Genomic DNA, 15,494 nt, shown 5'->3' with positions numbered 1-15,494 from the left:
ATGTCCTTGGGTATCGGATTTGGAGCGGAGCGCCTTGGCCTCGCTGCGATCCGTTGGCCGAAGACTGCGAGCGCGCTTTTGTTTGCGCTGATCACTTTGATCGCGGCAAGCCTGCCGCAGCTTCGTTTTGATGATGATATCCACCGCGTCTTTCTGACCGACAGCCCCGTATCGCAAGCGCAGATCGCGTATCGCGATGCGCAAAGCCCACCGACGAGCACGGTTCTCGCTTATATCAAAGCAGATCAAGCCTTTAGCGCTGCGCAGCTTACGCGGCTTCGCGATGTGACGCTGGATCTGGAGTTTCTGGACGGGGTGATTGCCGTGGCATCCCCATTCGCGCTGCGCTTTACGCCGAGCGCGGATGCAGCGAAGGGCACGCCCGTGTTTTCAGCTGAAATCCTGAATAATTACGGCGCGGATATCGCGGCGTTTCGAGACCTGGGAACGGGGTTGCCCACTTTTATTAATGAAGAGCGCACAGCAATCCTGATCGCGATCAGGGTTAATCTGGAGCACGCTGAAATCGCCGATAGCTTGCCTGTGATCAAAGCGGAATTTGCAACGCTTCCCGAAGGCCTCTCGGTGGTTTTTACCGGCGAAGAGGTGATCAGCCTCGAGATTGTCGCGGGCCTCAAGGACGATTTGATCGCGTTGAACCTATGGGGCGCATTGCTTGTGTGTTTTGCGGCGCTGGTGCTGTTGCGCGATGTGAGAATGGTTGTCTTGGCGGCTGTTCCCGCGCTTTTGGGTGCGGCGAGCGTATTGGCCTTGTCGGTTTGGCTTGGCTATCCGATCAATGTTTTGAGCAATGTGATTCCGATCCTTTTGCTGGTCCTCGGCGTCGCGGACGGTGTGCATCTGGCGGGACATCTAAAGGCAAGCGGCAAGGGCGCGCGTGCGGCGGTTATGCGCATCGGACCGGCCTGTGCGCTGACGGCTTTGACCACTTCGCTGGCCTTTGCCTGCATCATGCTTACGCGCAATGCGCAGCTTTTCGAGTTCGCCGTTCTGGGCGCGCTTGGCACGCTTTTGGCCTTTGGTGTGATGATTACCGCTTTCGCACTTTTGGCCCTTGTGATCCGCCCTTCTGCGCGCGCCGCGCCGCAGTTTGCCAGCGCGTTCGCTGTGCGTTTGGCCGAGACCGGACTGTGCTGGCCGAGAGGCGTGGTTTTGGGCGCGTTGGCGCTGCTTTTGCTGTCTGGCATCGGATATCAACAGACGAAAGCATGGTTCCCGCTTTATCAAAACCTGCCCCAAGGCAGCGAGACGGTCCATGTGAACGATGCGATCGCCAAGGATTTTGGCGGCGTCTTCCAGATGATCATCGAAGTGGAACAGGATTGGGCAAGTACCGCTGTTTTAGTCGCTCAATTGACGCGTATCGCAGGGCCAGAGGCGGTGCTGTCGCAGGTTGGTATCGCGCGCTGGCTTGGCCATGAGGCGCGCCCCTCGCCGGCTGACCTGAGCACTGTGCCTGCCAATTTGATCGCGCAGCTGAGTCCCTCGCAAAGCGTCGATCGCATCTTCATTTCGGTGCCCGAACCTATGCGCGACGCGGCCGCGTTCGAGCTGTTCGACAGGCTGCAAAACGCGGCGCTCGAGGGCGGCGCAACGCGCGTGTTCGGCCTGCCAAGCGTGATGCGCCATGAGGCTGTGCGCCTGATTTCGCAGCTTTCCTTCAGTTTGGTTCTGGCCGCGCTTGGCGCTAGCCTGATTGTGGCGCTCGCCTTTGGCTCGCTGCGCTTGTTCCCGTTGTTGCTTGTGCCCAATGTGCTGCCCTTGATGGTGACGGGCGCGTCCTTGCATGTCTGGGCGGCGGGGCAACTCTCTCCCACGGCGGTGCTTGCGCTGACGATCGCCTTTGGCATCGCGATCGACGACACGGTGCATTTCCTCAACCGCTTTTACCATGCGCGCGGGCACGGCGAGACGGCGAGCGGCGCGGTGAGGTCAGCCGCGCACTCGGCGGGGCAAGTCATGGTGCTGACGACCGTGCTGCTTAGTTTTGGCCTTGCCGTGACGATGCTTAGTGATTTCTTTCCGATCCGCCTGTTCGGGGGTATGATGATTGTTACTCTCTGGGCGGCCTTGGTGTTTGATTTGCTGCTATTACCTGCGCTTCTGGGCAAAAGGGAGAGCGTTGATGCGTAGGGTTTTATCCGCTGTTCTTGCAGGGCTGTGCAGCTCGGTCGCGGCGGAGCCTTTGGCCGATATGCAGGGCGCATGGAGCGGATCAGGCTGGGCGCGCGAAACGCCCGAAGGACCGAAGGAAGCTGTGCGCTGCCGTATGGAGAACACCTATGAATCGAACGTGTTAACTGTCTCTGGCCGGTGTGTGGCCGCAGGGCAAAAGCTCGCGCTGGCGGGAGAGATCAAGGGAAAAGCCGCTTCGGAGCAGATCACGGGGCATTGGTTCAATCCCGACGGGCTTGGTTTTGTTCGGATTTCAGGGGTTCGGCGCGGGGCTGTGATTGCCTTTACTTTTGCTGCGATACACCCTGAAACAGGGGTGGATATCGCGCAGAATGTTGAGTGGCGCGTGGGGGGACAGGGTTTGCGTTTGCGCGCGAGCGATCGCACTGATCCGCGTATCACCATGTCGGATATTGCCTTCACGCGTTAATGAAAATCGCGGCTCGGGAACAAGCGCTTGGCCTGATCGCGCGGGTGCATGGCGCGCGCTGGTTGGCGCCTTGGACGGGGCGCATCATCCGCTTCTGGCCGCGTTATGCCCACCTCTTCGTCCAGTGGATGCCCCAGATCGCGCAGGCGGTGCGAGAGGTCTTCCACCTCTTGCGCGATCACATGCACAACGATGCCTTCGCGCTGCAAGAACCCCGTGACGCGCAAGAGCCGTCCGCCCATAACCGCGCGGCGATATTTCTCGTAAAGTTTGGGCCAGACCACCACGTTGCTGACCCCTGTTTCATCCTCCAGTGTGAGGAAAATAACGCCTGAGGCCGTTCCGGGGCGTTGGCGGGTGATGACAAGGCCGCAGACGGAAATGCGGTTTAGGGGGGCTTCGGGGAGGGTGCTGTGCGGTGTCAAATTGGGGATTGTAGGGCGCAAGAGCTCCATCGGATGCGCGCGCAAAGTGAGGCGCATAGAAACGTAATCCTCCACCACTTCCTCGCCAAGGTGCATTGCGGGCAGGGCCACGTCGGGCTCACGGATACTCTCGCCATCAATAGGATCATTGAACAACGGCAGAGGTTGTTGCCCGCGGATCGCTTTCACCAGCCAAAGCGCATCGCGCCGTGTGTGACCCATGTCGGAAAATGCATCCGCCTCGGCAAGGCGTTCCAAGACGCTGGGCGCAACGCCTGCGCGTAGCCACACGGCTTCGGGGTCGCGGTAGCCATTGCCGCGCGCTGATACGATCCAGCCTGCGTCTTCCTCGCGCATCCCTTTGATTTGGCGGAACCCCAATCGCAGCGCCAAAGTGCCGTCGCCGCGTCGCTCTAGGGTGTTGTCCCATGCGCTTGCATTCACGCAGATCGGGCGCACTTCGATGTGATGTTCGCGCGCGTCGCGCACGATTTGAGCGGGGGCATAAAACCCCATAGGCTGCGAGTTCAGGAGGGCGCAGGCAAAGATTGCAGGGTGGTGTTTCTTGATCCACGCTGAGACGTAGACGAGCATCGCAAAGGCGGCGGCGTGACTTTCGGGAAAGCCGTATTCGCCAAAGCCCTCGATCTGCGCAAAACAGCGCTGTGCAAAATCTTCTTCATAGCCACGTTCCAGCATTCCATGGATAAAGCGATCCTTGAACGTGCTGATCGTGCCCATGCGCCGGAAAGTGGCGAGCGAGCGGCGCAGCTGGTCTGCTTCGGACGGATCGAACCCAGCCGCGACGACTGCAATTTGCATGGCCTGTTCCTGGAAGAGGGGCACACCGAGGGTTTTGCCAAGCACCTCTTCGAGTTCAGCTGAGGGGAAATTCACCACCTCCTTACCTTGGCGGCGGTTGATATAAGGGTGAACCATACCTCCCTGTATGGGGCCGGGGCGCACAATGGCGACTTCGATTACCAGATCGTAGAATTTACGCGGGAGCATGCGCGGCAGGAAATTCATTTGCGCGCGCGATTCCACTTGGAACACCCCGATGGCATCGGCGACGCAGAGCATGTCATAGGTCTCTGGATCCTCTTGAGGGACGGTGGCGATAGAGAGGTTTTGACGTTCGTGCTCTTGCAGCAGATCGAAGCTCTTGCGGATGCAGCTGAGCATACCGAGGCCCAGAATATCTACCTTCAGGATGCCGAGCGTGTCGATGTCATCCTTGTCCCATTCAATGACGGTGCGGTCCTCCATCGCTGCGTTCTCAATCGGGCATAACTCGTCAAGGCGCCCCTTGGTGATGACAAAACCGCCCACATGTTGCGACAGATGGCGGGGGAAACCGATGATCTCGCCGATCAGGCGAATGGTTTGGGCAAGGCGGCGATCCTCTAGATTCAGGCCCAGTTCACGCACACGATCAGGGTCTGCGCCTTTGTCCGATTGCCCCCAAATCTGGCTTGAAAGACCTGCGGTTACATCCTCGCTGAGGCCCATGACCTTGCCCACCTCGCGGATCGCGCCGCGCGTTCTGAAATGGGTGACGGTGGCGCATAGCCCTGCGCGGTGGCGACCGTATTTGGCGTAGATATGCTGGATCACTTCTTCGCGGCGTTCGTGTTCGAAATCCACGTCGATATCGGGCGGTTCGGCGCGATGTTCGGAGACGAAACGCTCAACTACCATGGTGATGACTTCGGGGCTGACATCGGTGATGCCAAGCAGATAGCACAGGATCGAATTGGCCGCTGAGCCGCGCCCTTGGCACAAGATGCCTTCGCTGCGCGCGAACTGCACGATGTCGTATACGGTGAGGAAATAGGCAGGAAAATCAAGAGATTTGACCAGTGCGAGTTCCTTTTTGACCTGCACTTTGGCCTTTTCTGTGGGCCCGTTCGGGTAGCGGCGATGCATGCCCTCGTAGGCGAGGCGCGTCAGACGCTCCTGTGGCTGCTCGCCATTCGTGACCTCATCGGGATATTCATAGGACAACTCGCTCAGGCAAAAACTACAGCGTGCGGCGATTTCAAGGGAGCGCCCCACCGCAGCAGGATGATCGCGAAACACGCGCGCCATATCGGCATGGCCTTTGAGGCGGCGCTCGGCATTGGGCAGCGCGCGTTTGCCGATCTGGTCAATCGTGATGTGCTCGCGCATGCAGGTCAAAACATCGGCGAGTTGACGGCGCGCGGCGTGGTGCATGAGGGGATCACCAATCGCGACCATGGGCGCGGATGTGCGCAGCGCAAGGCGTGCGCAGGCGGCAAGGTAGGATTGATCGGAGCCATCATAGCGCGGCGCCGCGCCAAGGAAAACGTGGCTCGGATATGCGCGCTGCATACGCTGGATGTCTGAGGCGGCCTTGCGAAGGGGACCGTTTGGTCGTGCGATTAGGATAATGCCTGTGCAGCCCTCCAGCAGATCAGGCAGATCAAGGTGACATTCCCCTTTTGGTGCACGTCGTTTCCCGAGGGTCAAAAGGCGGGTGAGGCGGCTGTATGCGGCGCGATCTTTAGGTAGGGCGATCCAGTCCACATGGCTCGAGCGCAGCACAAGGCGTGCGCCGACGATGAGTTTTGGCAGATGTAGGGTTTGCGGACGTTGCAGGGTGCTGGTGTCGCTAATCTCCTGGCGTGACGAATGATCGAGTTGCGTTTCCGAACGGATACGTATGGTGTCTTCACCCGCGCGTTTGAGTTCCTTCAGCGCCGCATAGGCGCGCACCACGCCAGCGAGGGAATTATGGTCGGTAATCGCTATCGCTTGCAGACCCAGCTCTGCGGCACGCGTCACCATTTCTTCGGGGTGGGAGGCACCGCGCAGGAATGTAAAATTGCTGGTCGTGCAAAGTTCGGCGTAACTCATGCGAATTCGCCTTGAACGAACCAGCCGGGGTTTTGGGGAGTATAAAACAGCCATAGCCGGCGGCCTTGACGTGTTTCGATGACCCAGTAATCGCGCACGCCGCTGCGCCAGCTGTCCTCCTCTAGCCACCATTCTGGCGCGATGCGTTCGGGGCCTGTGCTGCGTGCGGTGGCTAAGGACATGCGCCGCCAACGGAAGTGTTTTGGCGGGATCGGGGTTTCTGGCGCGCCGAGCAAAGGATTGGGTGGAAAGATATGCAGCGGACGCGGGCGTATGTTTACCCACGAGCGTTCTGGCATGGAGTAGGCGGCGGGGGCGATGAGGAAACTACGTTCGGGGATATGGCTGTCAGCGGGCAGAAAGCGCTGCACATTTTCTAGCCCGATGCGCGTGCCGATGCGGGTGATCAGATCATCGAGACGGTCCTTGCTCCCTGTTGAGACGTGGCTGAGTTGCTGCACGGGCATGGGTTCGACCTGCACGGCTTCAAGGCGCATTTGGTCTATGCCGTAGCCTGCGTCCACATCGCTTATGCCGCGCTCGAACAGGGGCAAAATGCGTGCAGCCTCGCGCATGGGGCGGGCGAGGCGCAGTTCGACCTGTTGGCTGTCCTGATCAACGCGCCGCAGGGTGAGGCAGAGAATGCGCGCGCCTGTTTCGCGCGCTTTGAGTTTAGCGCAAAGTTGGACCAGCAGGCGTTCTGTGCCCGCCAAGACATCGCTGCTGATCCCGATAGGCTCGGGCAGGGTCATGCGCACGCCATAATGAGGCGGATCTTTGAGCGGGGTGATTTGCTCGGGCTGATACCCGAGCGCTTGATCGAGGCGCATGAGCAGGGAGGGACCGAAGCGGCGGGTGAGCGGCGCGCGCGCGGCATTTGCCAAATCGCCGATGCTGCGCAGGCCAAGGCGGCCAAGGGCGGTGGCTGTTTTTTCCTCAAGGCGCAGGGCCGCCACGGGGAGGCCTTTGAGCGCGTCCAGAGCGCCGCCAATTGGTGCGCTACCCTCGCCGTGACGCGCCAACGCCCATGCCGCGCCGCGAGAATCGCCAAGGCCAATGCGGGCGCCTATGCCTGCACGTGAAAGCCGTTGGCGCATATCCATCAGCAGCTCTGCTTCGCCGCCGAACAGATGGGCTGTGCCTGTGATATCAAGGACCAAACCGTCCTCGTCCTCAAGCCCGACCCAAGGACAATAGCGCACGGCCCAGCGGCGCAAGGCATGTTGAAAGCGCAGATCATCGCGCGGATCGGCAGGGCGGCTTTGCAGATCAGGGCAGAACGCGCGCGCATCGGAAAACGGCATGCCGCGCGACAGGCCAAGGTGTTCGGCCGCGCTATTCAGGCAATAAATCCGGTTGGTATTGCCCAAAGTGTGCGTCAACGCGAATGGCCCCTCTATCGGGCGCATCCGTAAAACGCGATCACTCGCCAGCCGGGGAAACCAGATGGAGACGACGCGACGCTGTATCCCATCGAACATGCCAAGACCTTAATGTTCCTGATTTGTTCTTAATAAGTTCCCAACGCTGCAGAGTCGAGTCCGCAGGCTCTGAAAACGGATCGAAAAGTGGTGCGCAGTGCCAGCGGGATTCGGCGGCGTTGCTGCCCATACCCTCGGAAATCAAACACAGGCCGGTAGATTTCCCTGCCTTTGCAGAGAGTTGCAAGCGCCGTCCCTGAATGAGGCTAAGAGGTTCGCTGATCTCTTGGATGACCAAGGGGACGGCACTATCGCGCAGGGCCTCTTCGGCAACGGCAAGGCCCTCGATCTGGTCTTTTACCTGCGCGACGAGTAATCTGGAGGGATCAAAAAAGGCATTAAGTCCTAATGGGTTAATGCTCTCGGGTCTCCATGCGTCGCGAATCCACAGAACTGGCCCTTGCACGCCGGCGGCGCAGATAGCGGCGAGCGTGGCATTGCCCGGACCGCTGGCTTCGTGGACACGGGCTGGTTTCAGGGGGAATGATTTGGCGAAGTCTTGGCTCATTGGATTTACCTATCGCAAATGCGCGCGGCTTCAAACAGGGAGGTTGTAGATCGCGCGCATGTTCTTAGGTTTAACGGGCGTGAAACCTAGGAAAAGCTAAAGTTCATGGCCAATACGGCGGTAAAACACGGGCTGGGGGGCCTTAGCAAAGCATTGACGCAGAAAGCAACCTGCCTGTGATTGGGGGGCGGTTTGGGTGTTAAGGCTCTAGAACTTAGTGCGAATGCCCGTGCCCATGATCGTCTTCATCGAGAGAGCCGTGGATAGCAAATTGATCAAGGCTCGCCTCGCGCGCCTCGATTGCGCGAAAGGCCTCGCGCACGCCTGCATCCGTCAATTCGCGTGATACGGCCAGCACGGTGTTCGCGTCCTGCTCATCGCAAAGGTCTGACATCTGGCGCAATTCCTCAGCAGCGACGGGCAGGGCCTGTTCTAGCGAGGGTGCGCCATAGATATCGACAAAATGCTGGGCGAGTGCAAGGGTCAGGGCCTCGATCTCGTTCGGTTCTACTTGCGTGACGGCGACGAAACTGACGCGGCCAAAGGTTTCTACGCCCAGCCAGCCATTGCTGAATGCCTGACGCGCCTTGCCGACCAAATCACCGCTGCCCCAATCGGAGAATTCAAACCCCCCGGAAATGCACCACTCGCCCGTGCGGGCGGGGACGTGAAAGACGTTCATATCGCTTTCGTCAAAATGAATGGCGCGGGCGAGTTTCATGTCAATGTGTCTCCAGAACAGAAGTGAGGGGGATCAAACAAGTTTTTGCTGCATCGTCGCGCAGGAGCATGCCGAAATTTTCGTCAACGCCTAAAAAGACACCAGATTGCCCCGCGTTTTCAATGGGATCACCCATGCCATGCGCAAGGCCGCGCCAGTCCTTGTGCAAAGGCGCGACGCCCTCGTCCAGCCAGCGGTTAATCCCGACCAGCGAGTGTTTGACCCATGATTCAAGCAGTGCGGCGGCGTCCACTTCGACGCAGCCCTCCGCATATAGCGTGGTCTGATCGGGTGTCAGGCCCGTGTCATCGCTTTCGGGCCAAAGCGGCAATTCTAGCCCTACGACAAGCCAATCCGGTTCCACCTCCGGATCAGTGCCGGAGGCGGCAATGCGGAAACGCCCGCAGCTTGCGCCATTGATGCGCAGGCCGCCGTTCCAATCGAGGTGCACCGCGACCTCAGGAGGGGCCAGCGCGCCAAGGGCGTTTTGAAAGCCGACACCGCAGAGCGGCAGGATCGCCATGCCCTCTTTCAGCGCTACATCGGGCGCGAAAACGATGGCGGCGCGCAGCATGTTCGCGCCGAGATTATAGACAACCAGCCCCGCATCGCAGCCTTTGATCGCCTCGATGCAGGCCTTGTCGAACGGGTCTGTGCGCCCCTCGACAGACTGGCCATTGAACAGCGGTGGAAAGCTGGGCGTGCTCATGCCTGACCCGCTGCAATCATCGCTTTGGCGACTGCGCGGAACGCCTGCGCCTGCGCGCTTTCGGGTTTGGACACAACGATGGGTGCGCCGCCGTCTGCGGCCATGCGAATGTCCAGATGCAGCGGGATTTCCGCGAGCAAAGGCACGCCTAATTTCTCTGCTTCCAGAGCGACGCCGCCGTGACCGAAGACATGTTCCTCGTGACCACAAGCCGAGCAAATATGCGTGCTCATGTTTTCGATCATCCCCAGTATGGGCGTGCCAAGCTGGTTGAACATATCAATGCCTTTGCGCGCATCCAGAAGGGCGACGTCCTGCGGGGTGGAAACGATGATAGCACCGTCCACATGGGCCTTTTGTGCGAGGGTCATTTGCACGTCCCCCGTGCCCGGCGGCAGATCGACGATCAGCACATCCAGCGCCCCCCACTGCACCTGCATCATCATCTGCTGCAAAGCGCCCATAAGCATTGGTCCACGCCAGACAACTGCTTGATCTTCGTTGGTCATAAGGCCGATGGACATCATGGTGACGCCGTAATTGCGCAGCGGTAAAATGAGTTTGCCATCAGGGCTTTGCGGGCGCCCCGACACGCCAAGCATGCGCGGCTGCGAGGGGCCGTAGACATCTGCATCCAGCATGCCGACGCGGCGACCTTCGGCTGCCAGCGCGCAGGCGAGATTTGAGGCGACGGTGGATTTACCGACGCCGCCTTTGCCGGACGCAATCGCAATGATGCGGTCCACACCGGGAATTTTCTCGGGGCCTTTGGGCTGGGCGGAGCGGCTTGGCTTGAGATCGGGTGGCGGCGCTTTTTCGCTATGGGCGGTCATCACGACAGAGACGGATGTCGCGCCGAGGGCGGTGAGTTTCGCCTCGGCTTCGGCCTTCACCGGCAAATATGGCTCCGGACTGGCGACCTCCATGACGAATCGCACGGCCCCGTCATCGACGTTCAACGCGCGCACAAGGCCCGCTGCGACCATGTCGGTGCCGGATGGATCGTTGACCTCTTTCAGGCAGGCCAATACCTCTTCGCGAGAAATAGTCACTTATGCGCCGTCGATCTTGCCGGTGACGACATGCTCAAGCGCAATCCCGTCGATGGTCAGAACCATTTTGGCCTCAAAGCTCTTGCCGCTTGTGCCCTCTGCAGTGCGCATCGCCTCTTCTATGGCTTGCTGAGATGTGACCCCCACCTGTTTGAGAAACTTACGCATGGACATGTTAAAGTCTTCGCTCACGGGCTTGGTCCTTCCTTTGATAAGCAATGTTGACGTGGTGACCCTAGCGCTCTTAGGCTGATGTGCAACCGTATGCGCACAGGCGGGGGCCGCGATGTTGAAAAAAATCTGTCTTGCTATGAGTCTCTTTTGCACGCCTGCGCTGGCGAATGAGAACGCTTTTAATTTGAGCGCGCCTAAGGCGTTGGTCGACACGGGGTTTTTCAAACATTTGCTGCCGCGGTTTTCGCTCAAGACCGGGATCAGGATTACTTTGAACGAGGATGCAGGCGCTGTGGCTTTTGGTGCGGATGGCAGGCCGGCGTTTCGGCAAGGTGATCAGATATGGCATTTTCAGGGGAGCGATGCTGCTCCTGCACTGCGCTTTGAGGACTGGTTGTTTTCAGATGTGGGGAAGGGGACGATTGAAGGCTTCAAACCCGGCGGGACGCAGTTGTTTTCCACAGATATTGTCGTCGCTGCGGTGGAGGACGTGTTCGAAATCACCGGCGATACGGTACTTGGCGAGAAGGTGTCGTTGGGCAAATGCGGGCGCTGCCATGTGGTGAACGAGCAGAACAAGATGAAGGCGATCGGCTCGACGCCTTCCTTTGCTTTGATGCGCAGCTTTGACGATTGGGAGGCGCGGTTCACCGCGTTCTACGTGCTCAAACCGCACGCCGCCTTTACCCAGATCGAAGATGTGACAGCCCCTTTTGCAGAGAACCTGCCGTCACCGATTTCGCCGATCGAGCTGACGCTGGCTGAGGTCGAGGCAATCGTCGCCTACGTCGCTTCGATCGAGCCGGCGGACCTTGGCGCGCCAATCCAGATTCAGTGATCCTTGCGCTTGGAAAAATAATCCTCCGAGGTGCGCACGCGCGGGCGTTCCTTGCCTTGGAACGGATTATTCTCTGAATGATACTGCGCCTGAATACGGCAATTGTCGCACATCTGGATCATTTTAGCCGCTTCCGAGGTGGCGAACATATGATGATTGCCTGCCAGTTTTTCGGTGATCTTTTCAACGGTGGATTTCACCCCGAACAGCGTGCCGCATTCGATGCAGGCAAAAGGTTCTTCTTCGTGCATGACCTTTTGCGTATATGCGGCGTCGGTGAGATCGAGCTGCGGCGCGAGGGTGATCGCTTTCTCGGGGCAGATATTGCTGCAAAGACCACATTGCAGGCAGGCATCCTCTTGGAAGCGCAATTGCGGTTTGTCATCATTATCGCCAAGCGCACCGGAGGGGCAAAGCGACACGCAAGACAGGCACAGCGTGCAGGCTTCGGTATCGACAACGATTGCGCCGTAGGGTGCGCCAGCGGGCAGGGTAATGACCTCCGCCTCCGGCTGGATCGCCTTTGCGCTAAGACGTGCGACTTGGCGCCGGCTGCCCATCGGCAGGATAGGATCGACATGCAGCGGATTGGATGCACCTTCGTCCAGCAAATCGCAGAGCATGTCGGGGTCATTCGGGTCAAGCAGTTGCACCGCCGTCTCGCCAGCGACCGCGCGGGCCAGCTCGGCTTGGGGTAGGATCACGTCAACTTCGGCCTTGGGCGAAATCAGGATATCCACCTGCGCAAAGCCGCAAGCGAGCGCAGCGAGCATTTCCGCATGGCCAAAACCTGAAATAGCGTCGACTTCGAGCGGGATCACATCGGCGGGCAAACCACGCGAGAAACGCGCAGCAAGGGAAATCATTTCATTGCCGTGGCTGGCGTCATGCACGAGCAGGCGCGGGGCAGTGCCCCCTGCGCTGCGATAGGTCCCAGCCAAGGTGCTGAGGCGGCGAAAGATCGTGTCTACAGGTGGCGCATCATAGGTGATCGCGCCAGAGGGACATACAGCAGAACAAGAGCCGCAGCCTGCGCAGATCATAGGATCGATCGCGACATGCTCGCCTGCTGAAATGATGGCACCTGTCGGGCAGACGTTGAGGCAGTTGGAACAGGCAGGCTGCTCTGCGCGGCTATGGGCGCACAGGCTGGTTTCCAAACGCACATAAAGCGGCTTTTCGAAGGTGCCGATCAGTTGCGAGGCCTCAAGCGTCGCCGCTGCCACGGCGGCGGCGTAGCCGGGATCTGCGCGCAGGTAACCCTCGCGCTTTTCGGGGGCCTGAACCAGCGCGGTTTCGCCTGTCAAATCAAGTATAATATCGCACTCGGAGGTGGCGCCATTCAATGGATCGCTTAGCCCGAAAGCGCCGCGTCCGCCGGGGGTGATTTGCTGCAATCCGTCGAACTTTACCTTGAAACTACCCAGCGCGCCGCTGACATGTTTGATGCGCCCGAGTACCACGTCAAAGCGGCGATCCGTTGGTATGTCATCCGCGCTCTCAAGCAGGACAGTGACCGCTAGAATATCGCAAAGCTCGCTGGCGGCCTGAAGCGCCACCGCGCCGCCAAGGATCAAACAAGTGCCCTCTGAAGTGATGTCAACGGACTTGCCCATGGGCAGTTCCAACGCCGCCTCTGCGGCGAGCGCGGCCATCTTTGGTGCGCCCTCCCCGACGCCCCAGCCTGCGCGATCACGCAGGTCGACAAAGCCGGGGCTGTCAATCTCTAATTCTTCGGCAAGCTCTTCAAATCGCTGGCGTTCTTGTTGGCAAGCGATGATCGCATTGCCGCCCTGCAGCTCTTTTGCCGCACTATCGAGCTGATCCATGCACAGACTGGAATAGACGCGCGAACAGGTCAACCCGCTGGCCTTGGAGATCCGATCTGCGTCAATATTTTGACTGCCGAGGCAGTCGCATAGAACCAGCGTTTTCGTCATGTTGTCCCCTCAGGAGTCGCAGAAAGATATCGTGAAATGGCACCTTAGCGCACGTACGTTACAGGCAGGCTAGTCGTGATTCTTCCCTTTGGTAAACCAGTTAAAGCAGATTGGGCGCAGGATGCTAAAATGTCGCAGGGGGGCTGGTGTGGCCCTTGAATACATTCAGTAAATTGAAGATGTTGACCTAAATCCCTTAAATTATTGGCCCGAGGGCAGCTGCAGGATTTCCGTTACACGATAGCTGCGCTGCAGCAATTTCGGGGCTCACATTTTCGTAACGCTTCGGGCGCAAAAACTGCTTTGCGAAAGGGGGGGCGTCGTGCATCTTGATCGCCTCATGTATGACTCCGAGAAACAGATTGGCACCGCCGCAGAGGTGAGCATTTCGATGCCGCTGGGTATCGTCGTGCGCCGCATGCCTGGCGTGACGCGCTGGGCCGCGCATGTCTGGAAGGCGGTTGCCGTCCTGCCCGGTGCCGGAGAGGCGCATTGGAAAGAGATGCGCCGCGACGGCGACGCGATCGAGTATCACGCAGGCACTTTGACGCTGGAATTGTTCCGCACTGATACGGAAGCGTATTTGCAGGGCATCACCTCGCGCACGCCGTCGATCTATGTGGTGATGCGCGAAGCCGAAGATGATGCGCCGCTGGATATGCTGCTGGCCACCGCATCGCCCTATGAGGCGCAGGATTACGCAGACACTGGCGAAGAGTTGGTGGAAAAGGTGCCGATGCCCGAGGGTTTGGTCGCCTGGATTCGCGAATTTATTGAACGGCACCATGAGGATGAAGTTTTCGTCAAACGCCGCCGCAACAAGGCGCGGGTCGATTTGAAGGAAGAGGGCATCGGAGATGCGCGCATTCGCCAAACCTCGGACGTGTATCGCGCACCAGCCTCCAAAAAGGGGGCCTTGCATTGAGCGTTGAGCAGAATTTCTGGTCCCGCCGCAAAGCTGCGGTCGAGGCTGAACAACAGGCCGAGAGCGCCGCACTCGAGGCTGATGCGCTCGCCGCCGAGCACGCGGTGCTGGAAGAAAAGAGCGACGCAGAGATTTTGGCAGAGCTGGATTTGCCCGATCCCGACACAATGGGAAAGGGCGATGATTTTTCGGTCTTCATGAAGCAGATCGTGCCGGACCGCATTCGCCGCCGCGCGCTGCGCACCTTGTGGCGCACCAATCCGGTGCTCGCCAATGTGGATATGCTGGTCGATTACGGCGAAGATTTCACCGACTCCGCGATGGTGATCGAAAACATGCAGACCGCTTATCAGGTGGGCAAGGGCATGTTGAAGCACATCGAAGAAATGGCGCGCCAGGCGGAAGAGGACGAGGTCGAAATCGAGGCGTTAGAGCCTGATTTGGACGAGAACACTGTCGATGACGAAGACGTCCTTATGGCCAGCGACGACATTGAAAACGACACCTATCATTATGAAGACCCTGATCAAGACGACGCGCAAGAGGACTTGGCACAAGCAGCCTTCACCCCGCGCCGCATGAAATTTACCGTTGAGGACAGAGCGTGAGCGCAGCACAAGACATAAAAGCCACCACGGAAGATCGCCTGCGGGCTGATCTTTACAATTTTTTGGGCCTGATGCTTTCGGGGCCACCAGATCAGCTTTTGCTTGATCAATGCGTTGGGCTTTCTGGCGACGAGAGCGAGCTGGGTAAAGCCATCAGTGCTTTGGCGCGGGTTGCCCGTGTGAGCAAGCCTAAGGGCGTCGAGAGCGAATTCAACGCGCTTTTCATCGGCCTCGGGCGCGGTGAATTGCTGCCCTATGCCAGCTATTATCTAACCGGTTTTCTCAATGAAAAGCCGCTTGCGACACTGCGCACCGACATGCTCGCCAAGGGAATGAGCCGTGCGGCCAACGTGTTCGAGCCGGAGGACAATATCGCCTCCTTGATGGAGATGATGGGTTCGATGATCGTGGGGCGCTTTGGCAGTGCTGCCTCGCTCAATGATCAAAAGGTGTTCTTCAATAAACACATCGCACCATGGGCGAGCCATTTCTTCACGGATCTGGAGGGCGCCAAGAATTCAGTGCTTTACGCCTCGCTTGGCAGCGTGGGCCGTGCGTTCATGGAGATCGAACGCGAAGCATTTCGTATGACCGCAGGCTAAATTCA

The 15,494-nt window shown here is 59.0% G+C and carries 14 protein-coding genes; 6 read left to right on the top strand and 8 right to left on the bottom strand.

Annotated features, from left to right (window positions below):
• A complete protein-coding gene (locus B9P63_RS09785; protein WP_085308401.1) occupies window positions 1–2,154 on the top strand; it encodes an efflux RND transporter permease subunit in 2,154 nt (717 codons plus the stop codon).
• Complete coding sequence (locus tag B9P63_RS09780) at window positions 2,147–2,626, top strand: hypothetical protein (RefSeq protein WP_085308400.1); 480 nt, start codon at window positions 2,147–2,149, stop codon at window positions 2,624–2,626. The genes B9P63_RS09785 and B9P63_RS09780 overlap by 8 nt, the downstream gene beginning before the upstream one ends.
• Here the strand turns inward: B9P63_RS09780 and B9P63_RS09775 are convergent.
• The 7 genes from B9P63_RS09775 to B9P63_RS09745 all read right to left on the bottom strand — a co-directional run bounded on the left by B9P63_RS09775 (window position 2,623) and on the right by B9P63_RS09745 (window position 10,594).
• Complete coding sequence (locus tag B9P63_RS09775; RefSeq protein WP_095533024.1) at window positions 2,623–5,931, bottom strand: error-prone DNA polymerase; 3,309 nt, start codon at window positions 5,929–5,931, stop codon at window positions 2,623–2,625. The genes B9P63_RS09780 and B9P63_RS09775 overlap by 4 nt on opposite strands.
• Window positions 5,928–7,412: a Y-family DNA polymerase gene (locus B9P63_RS09770; RefSeq protein WP_085308398.1), complete on the bottom strand. Its 1,485-nt coding sequence runs from the start codon at window positions 7,410–7,412 to the stop codon at window positions 5,928–5,930. Before B9P63_RS09770 ends, B9P63_RS09775 begins: the two co-directional genes overlap by 4 nt.
• Window positions 7,354–7,920, bottom strand: a complete 567-nt coding sequence (locus tag B9P63_RS09765) for an ImuA family protein (RefSeq protein ID WP_085308397.1) — start codon at window positions 7,918–7,920, stop codon at window positions 7,354–7,356. The genes B9P63_RS09770 and B9P63_RS09765 overlap by 59 nt, the downstream gene beginning before the upstream one ends.
• Before the next feature lie 214 nt (window positions 7,921–8,134).
• Window positions 8,135–8,641, bottom strand: coding sequence for a DUF6505 family protein (locus tag B9P63_RS09760; protein ID WP_085308396.1), 507 nt, complete (start codon window positions 8,639–8,641; stop codon window positions 8,135–8,137).
• Window position 8,642: 1 nt separating this feature from the next.
• Complete coding sequence (locus B9P63_RS09755) at window positions 8,643–9,350, bottom strand: biotin/lipoate--protein ligase family protein (protein ID WP_085308395.1); 708 nt, start codon at window positions 9,348–9,350, stop codon at window positions 8,643–8,645.
• On the bottom strand, window positions 9,347–10,402 hold the full coding sequence (locus B9P63_RS09750) for an Mrp/NBP35 family ATP-binding protein (RefSeq protein WP_085308394.1): 1,056 nt from the start codon (window positions 10,400–10,402) through the stop codon (window positions 9,347–9,349). Before B9P63_RS09750 ends, B9P63_RS09755 begins: the two co-directional genes overlap by 4 nt.
• The gene (locus B9P63_RS09745; protein WP_085308393.1) at window positions 10,403–10,594 is read right to left on the bottom strand and encodes a DUF6494 family protein; all 192 of its coding nucleotides are present in this window, start codon (window positions 10,592–10,594) and stop codon (window positions 10,403–10,405) included.
• 166 nt (window positions 10,595–10,760) lie between these two features.
• On the opposite strand from B9P63_RS09745, the gene B9P63_RS09740 reads away from it, so the two are divergent.
• On the top strand, window positions 10,761–11,414 hold the full coding sequence (locus tag B9P63_RS09740) for a cytochrome c (protein WP_245830618.1): 654 nt from the start codon (window positions 10,761–10,763) through the stop codon (window positions 11,412–11,414).
• Here B9P63_RS09740 and B9P63_RS09735 read toward each other — a convergent pair.
• Complete coding sequence (locus B9P63_RS09735; protein WP_085308391.1) at window positions 11,408–13,354, bottom strand: 4Fe-4S binding protein; 1,947 nt, start codon at window positions 13,352–13,354, stop codon at window positions 11,408–11,410. The genes B9P63_RS09740 and B9P63_RS09735 overlap by 7 nt on opposite strands.
• Window positions 13,355–13,745: 391 nt before the next feature.
• On the opposite strand from B9P63_RS09735, the gene B9P63_RS09730 reads away from it, so the two are divergent.
• The 3 genes from B9P63_RS09730 to B9P63_RS09720 are packed head-to-tail and all read left to right on the top strand — an operon-like array spanning window position 13,746 to window position 15,489.
• Window positions 13,746–14,279 (top strand): DUF3305 domain-containing protein, encoded by a 534-nt coding sequence (locus B9P63_RS09730; protein ID WP_085308474.1) that lies wholly within the window; start codon window positions 13,746–13,748, stop codon window positions 14,277–14,279.
• Entirely contained in the window at window positions 14,276–14,887 is a 612-nt protein-coding gene (locus tag B9P63_RS09725) for a DUF3306 domain-containing protein (protein ID WP_085308390.1), read from the top strand. The genes B9P63_RS09730 and B9P63_RS09725 overlap by 4 nt, the downstream gene beginning before the upstream one ends.
• Window positions 14,884–15,489 carry a TorD/DmsD family molecular chaperone gene (locus tag B9P63_RS09720; RefSeq protein WP_085308389.1) on the top strand — a complete coding sequence of 202 codons (606 nt, stop codon included), beginning with the start codon at window positions 14,884–14,886 and terminating at the stop codon, window positions 15,487–15,489. Before B9P63_RS09725 ends, B9P63_RS09720 begins: the two co-directional genes overlap by 4 nt.
• Window positions 15,490–15,494 lie beyond the last annotated feature (5 nt).

Source organism: Planktotalea arctica, from assembly GCF_002105285.1.
Taxonomy (GTDB): domain Bacteria; phylum Pseudomonadota; class Alphaproteobacteria; order Rhodobacterales; family Rhodobacteraceae; genus Planktotalea; species Planktotalea arctica.
The sequence above is the reverse complement of the archived record's forward strand: the minus strand, read 5'-3'. Positions and strand labels throughout refer to the sequence as shown.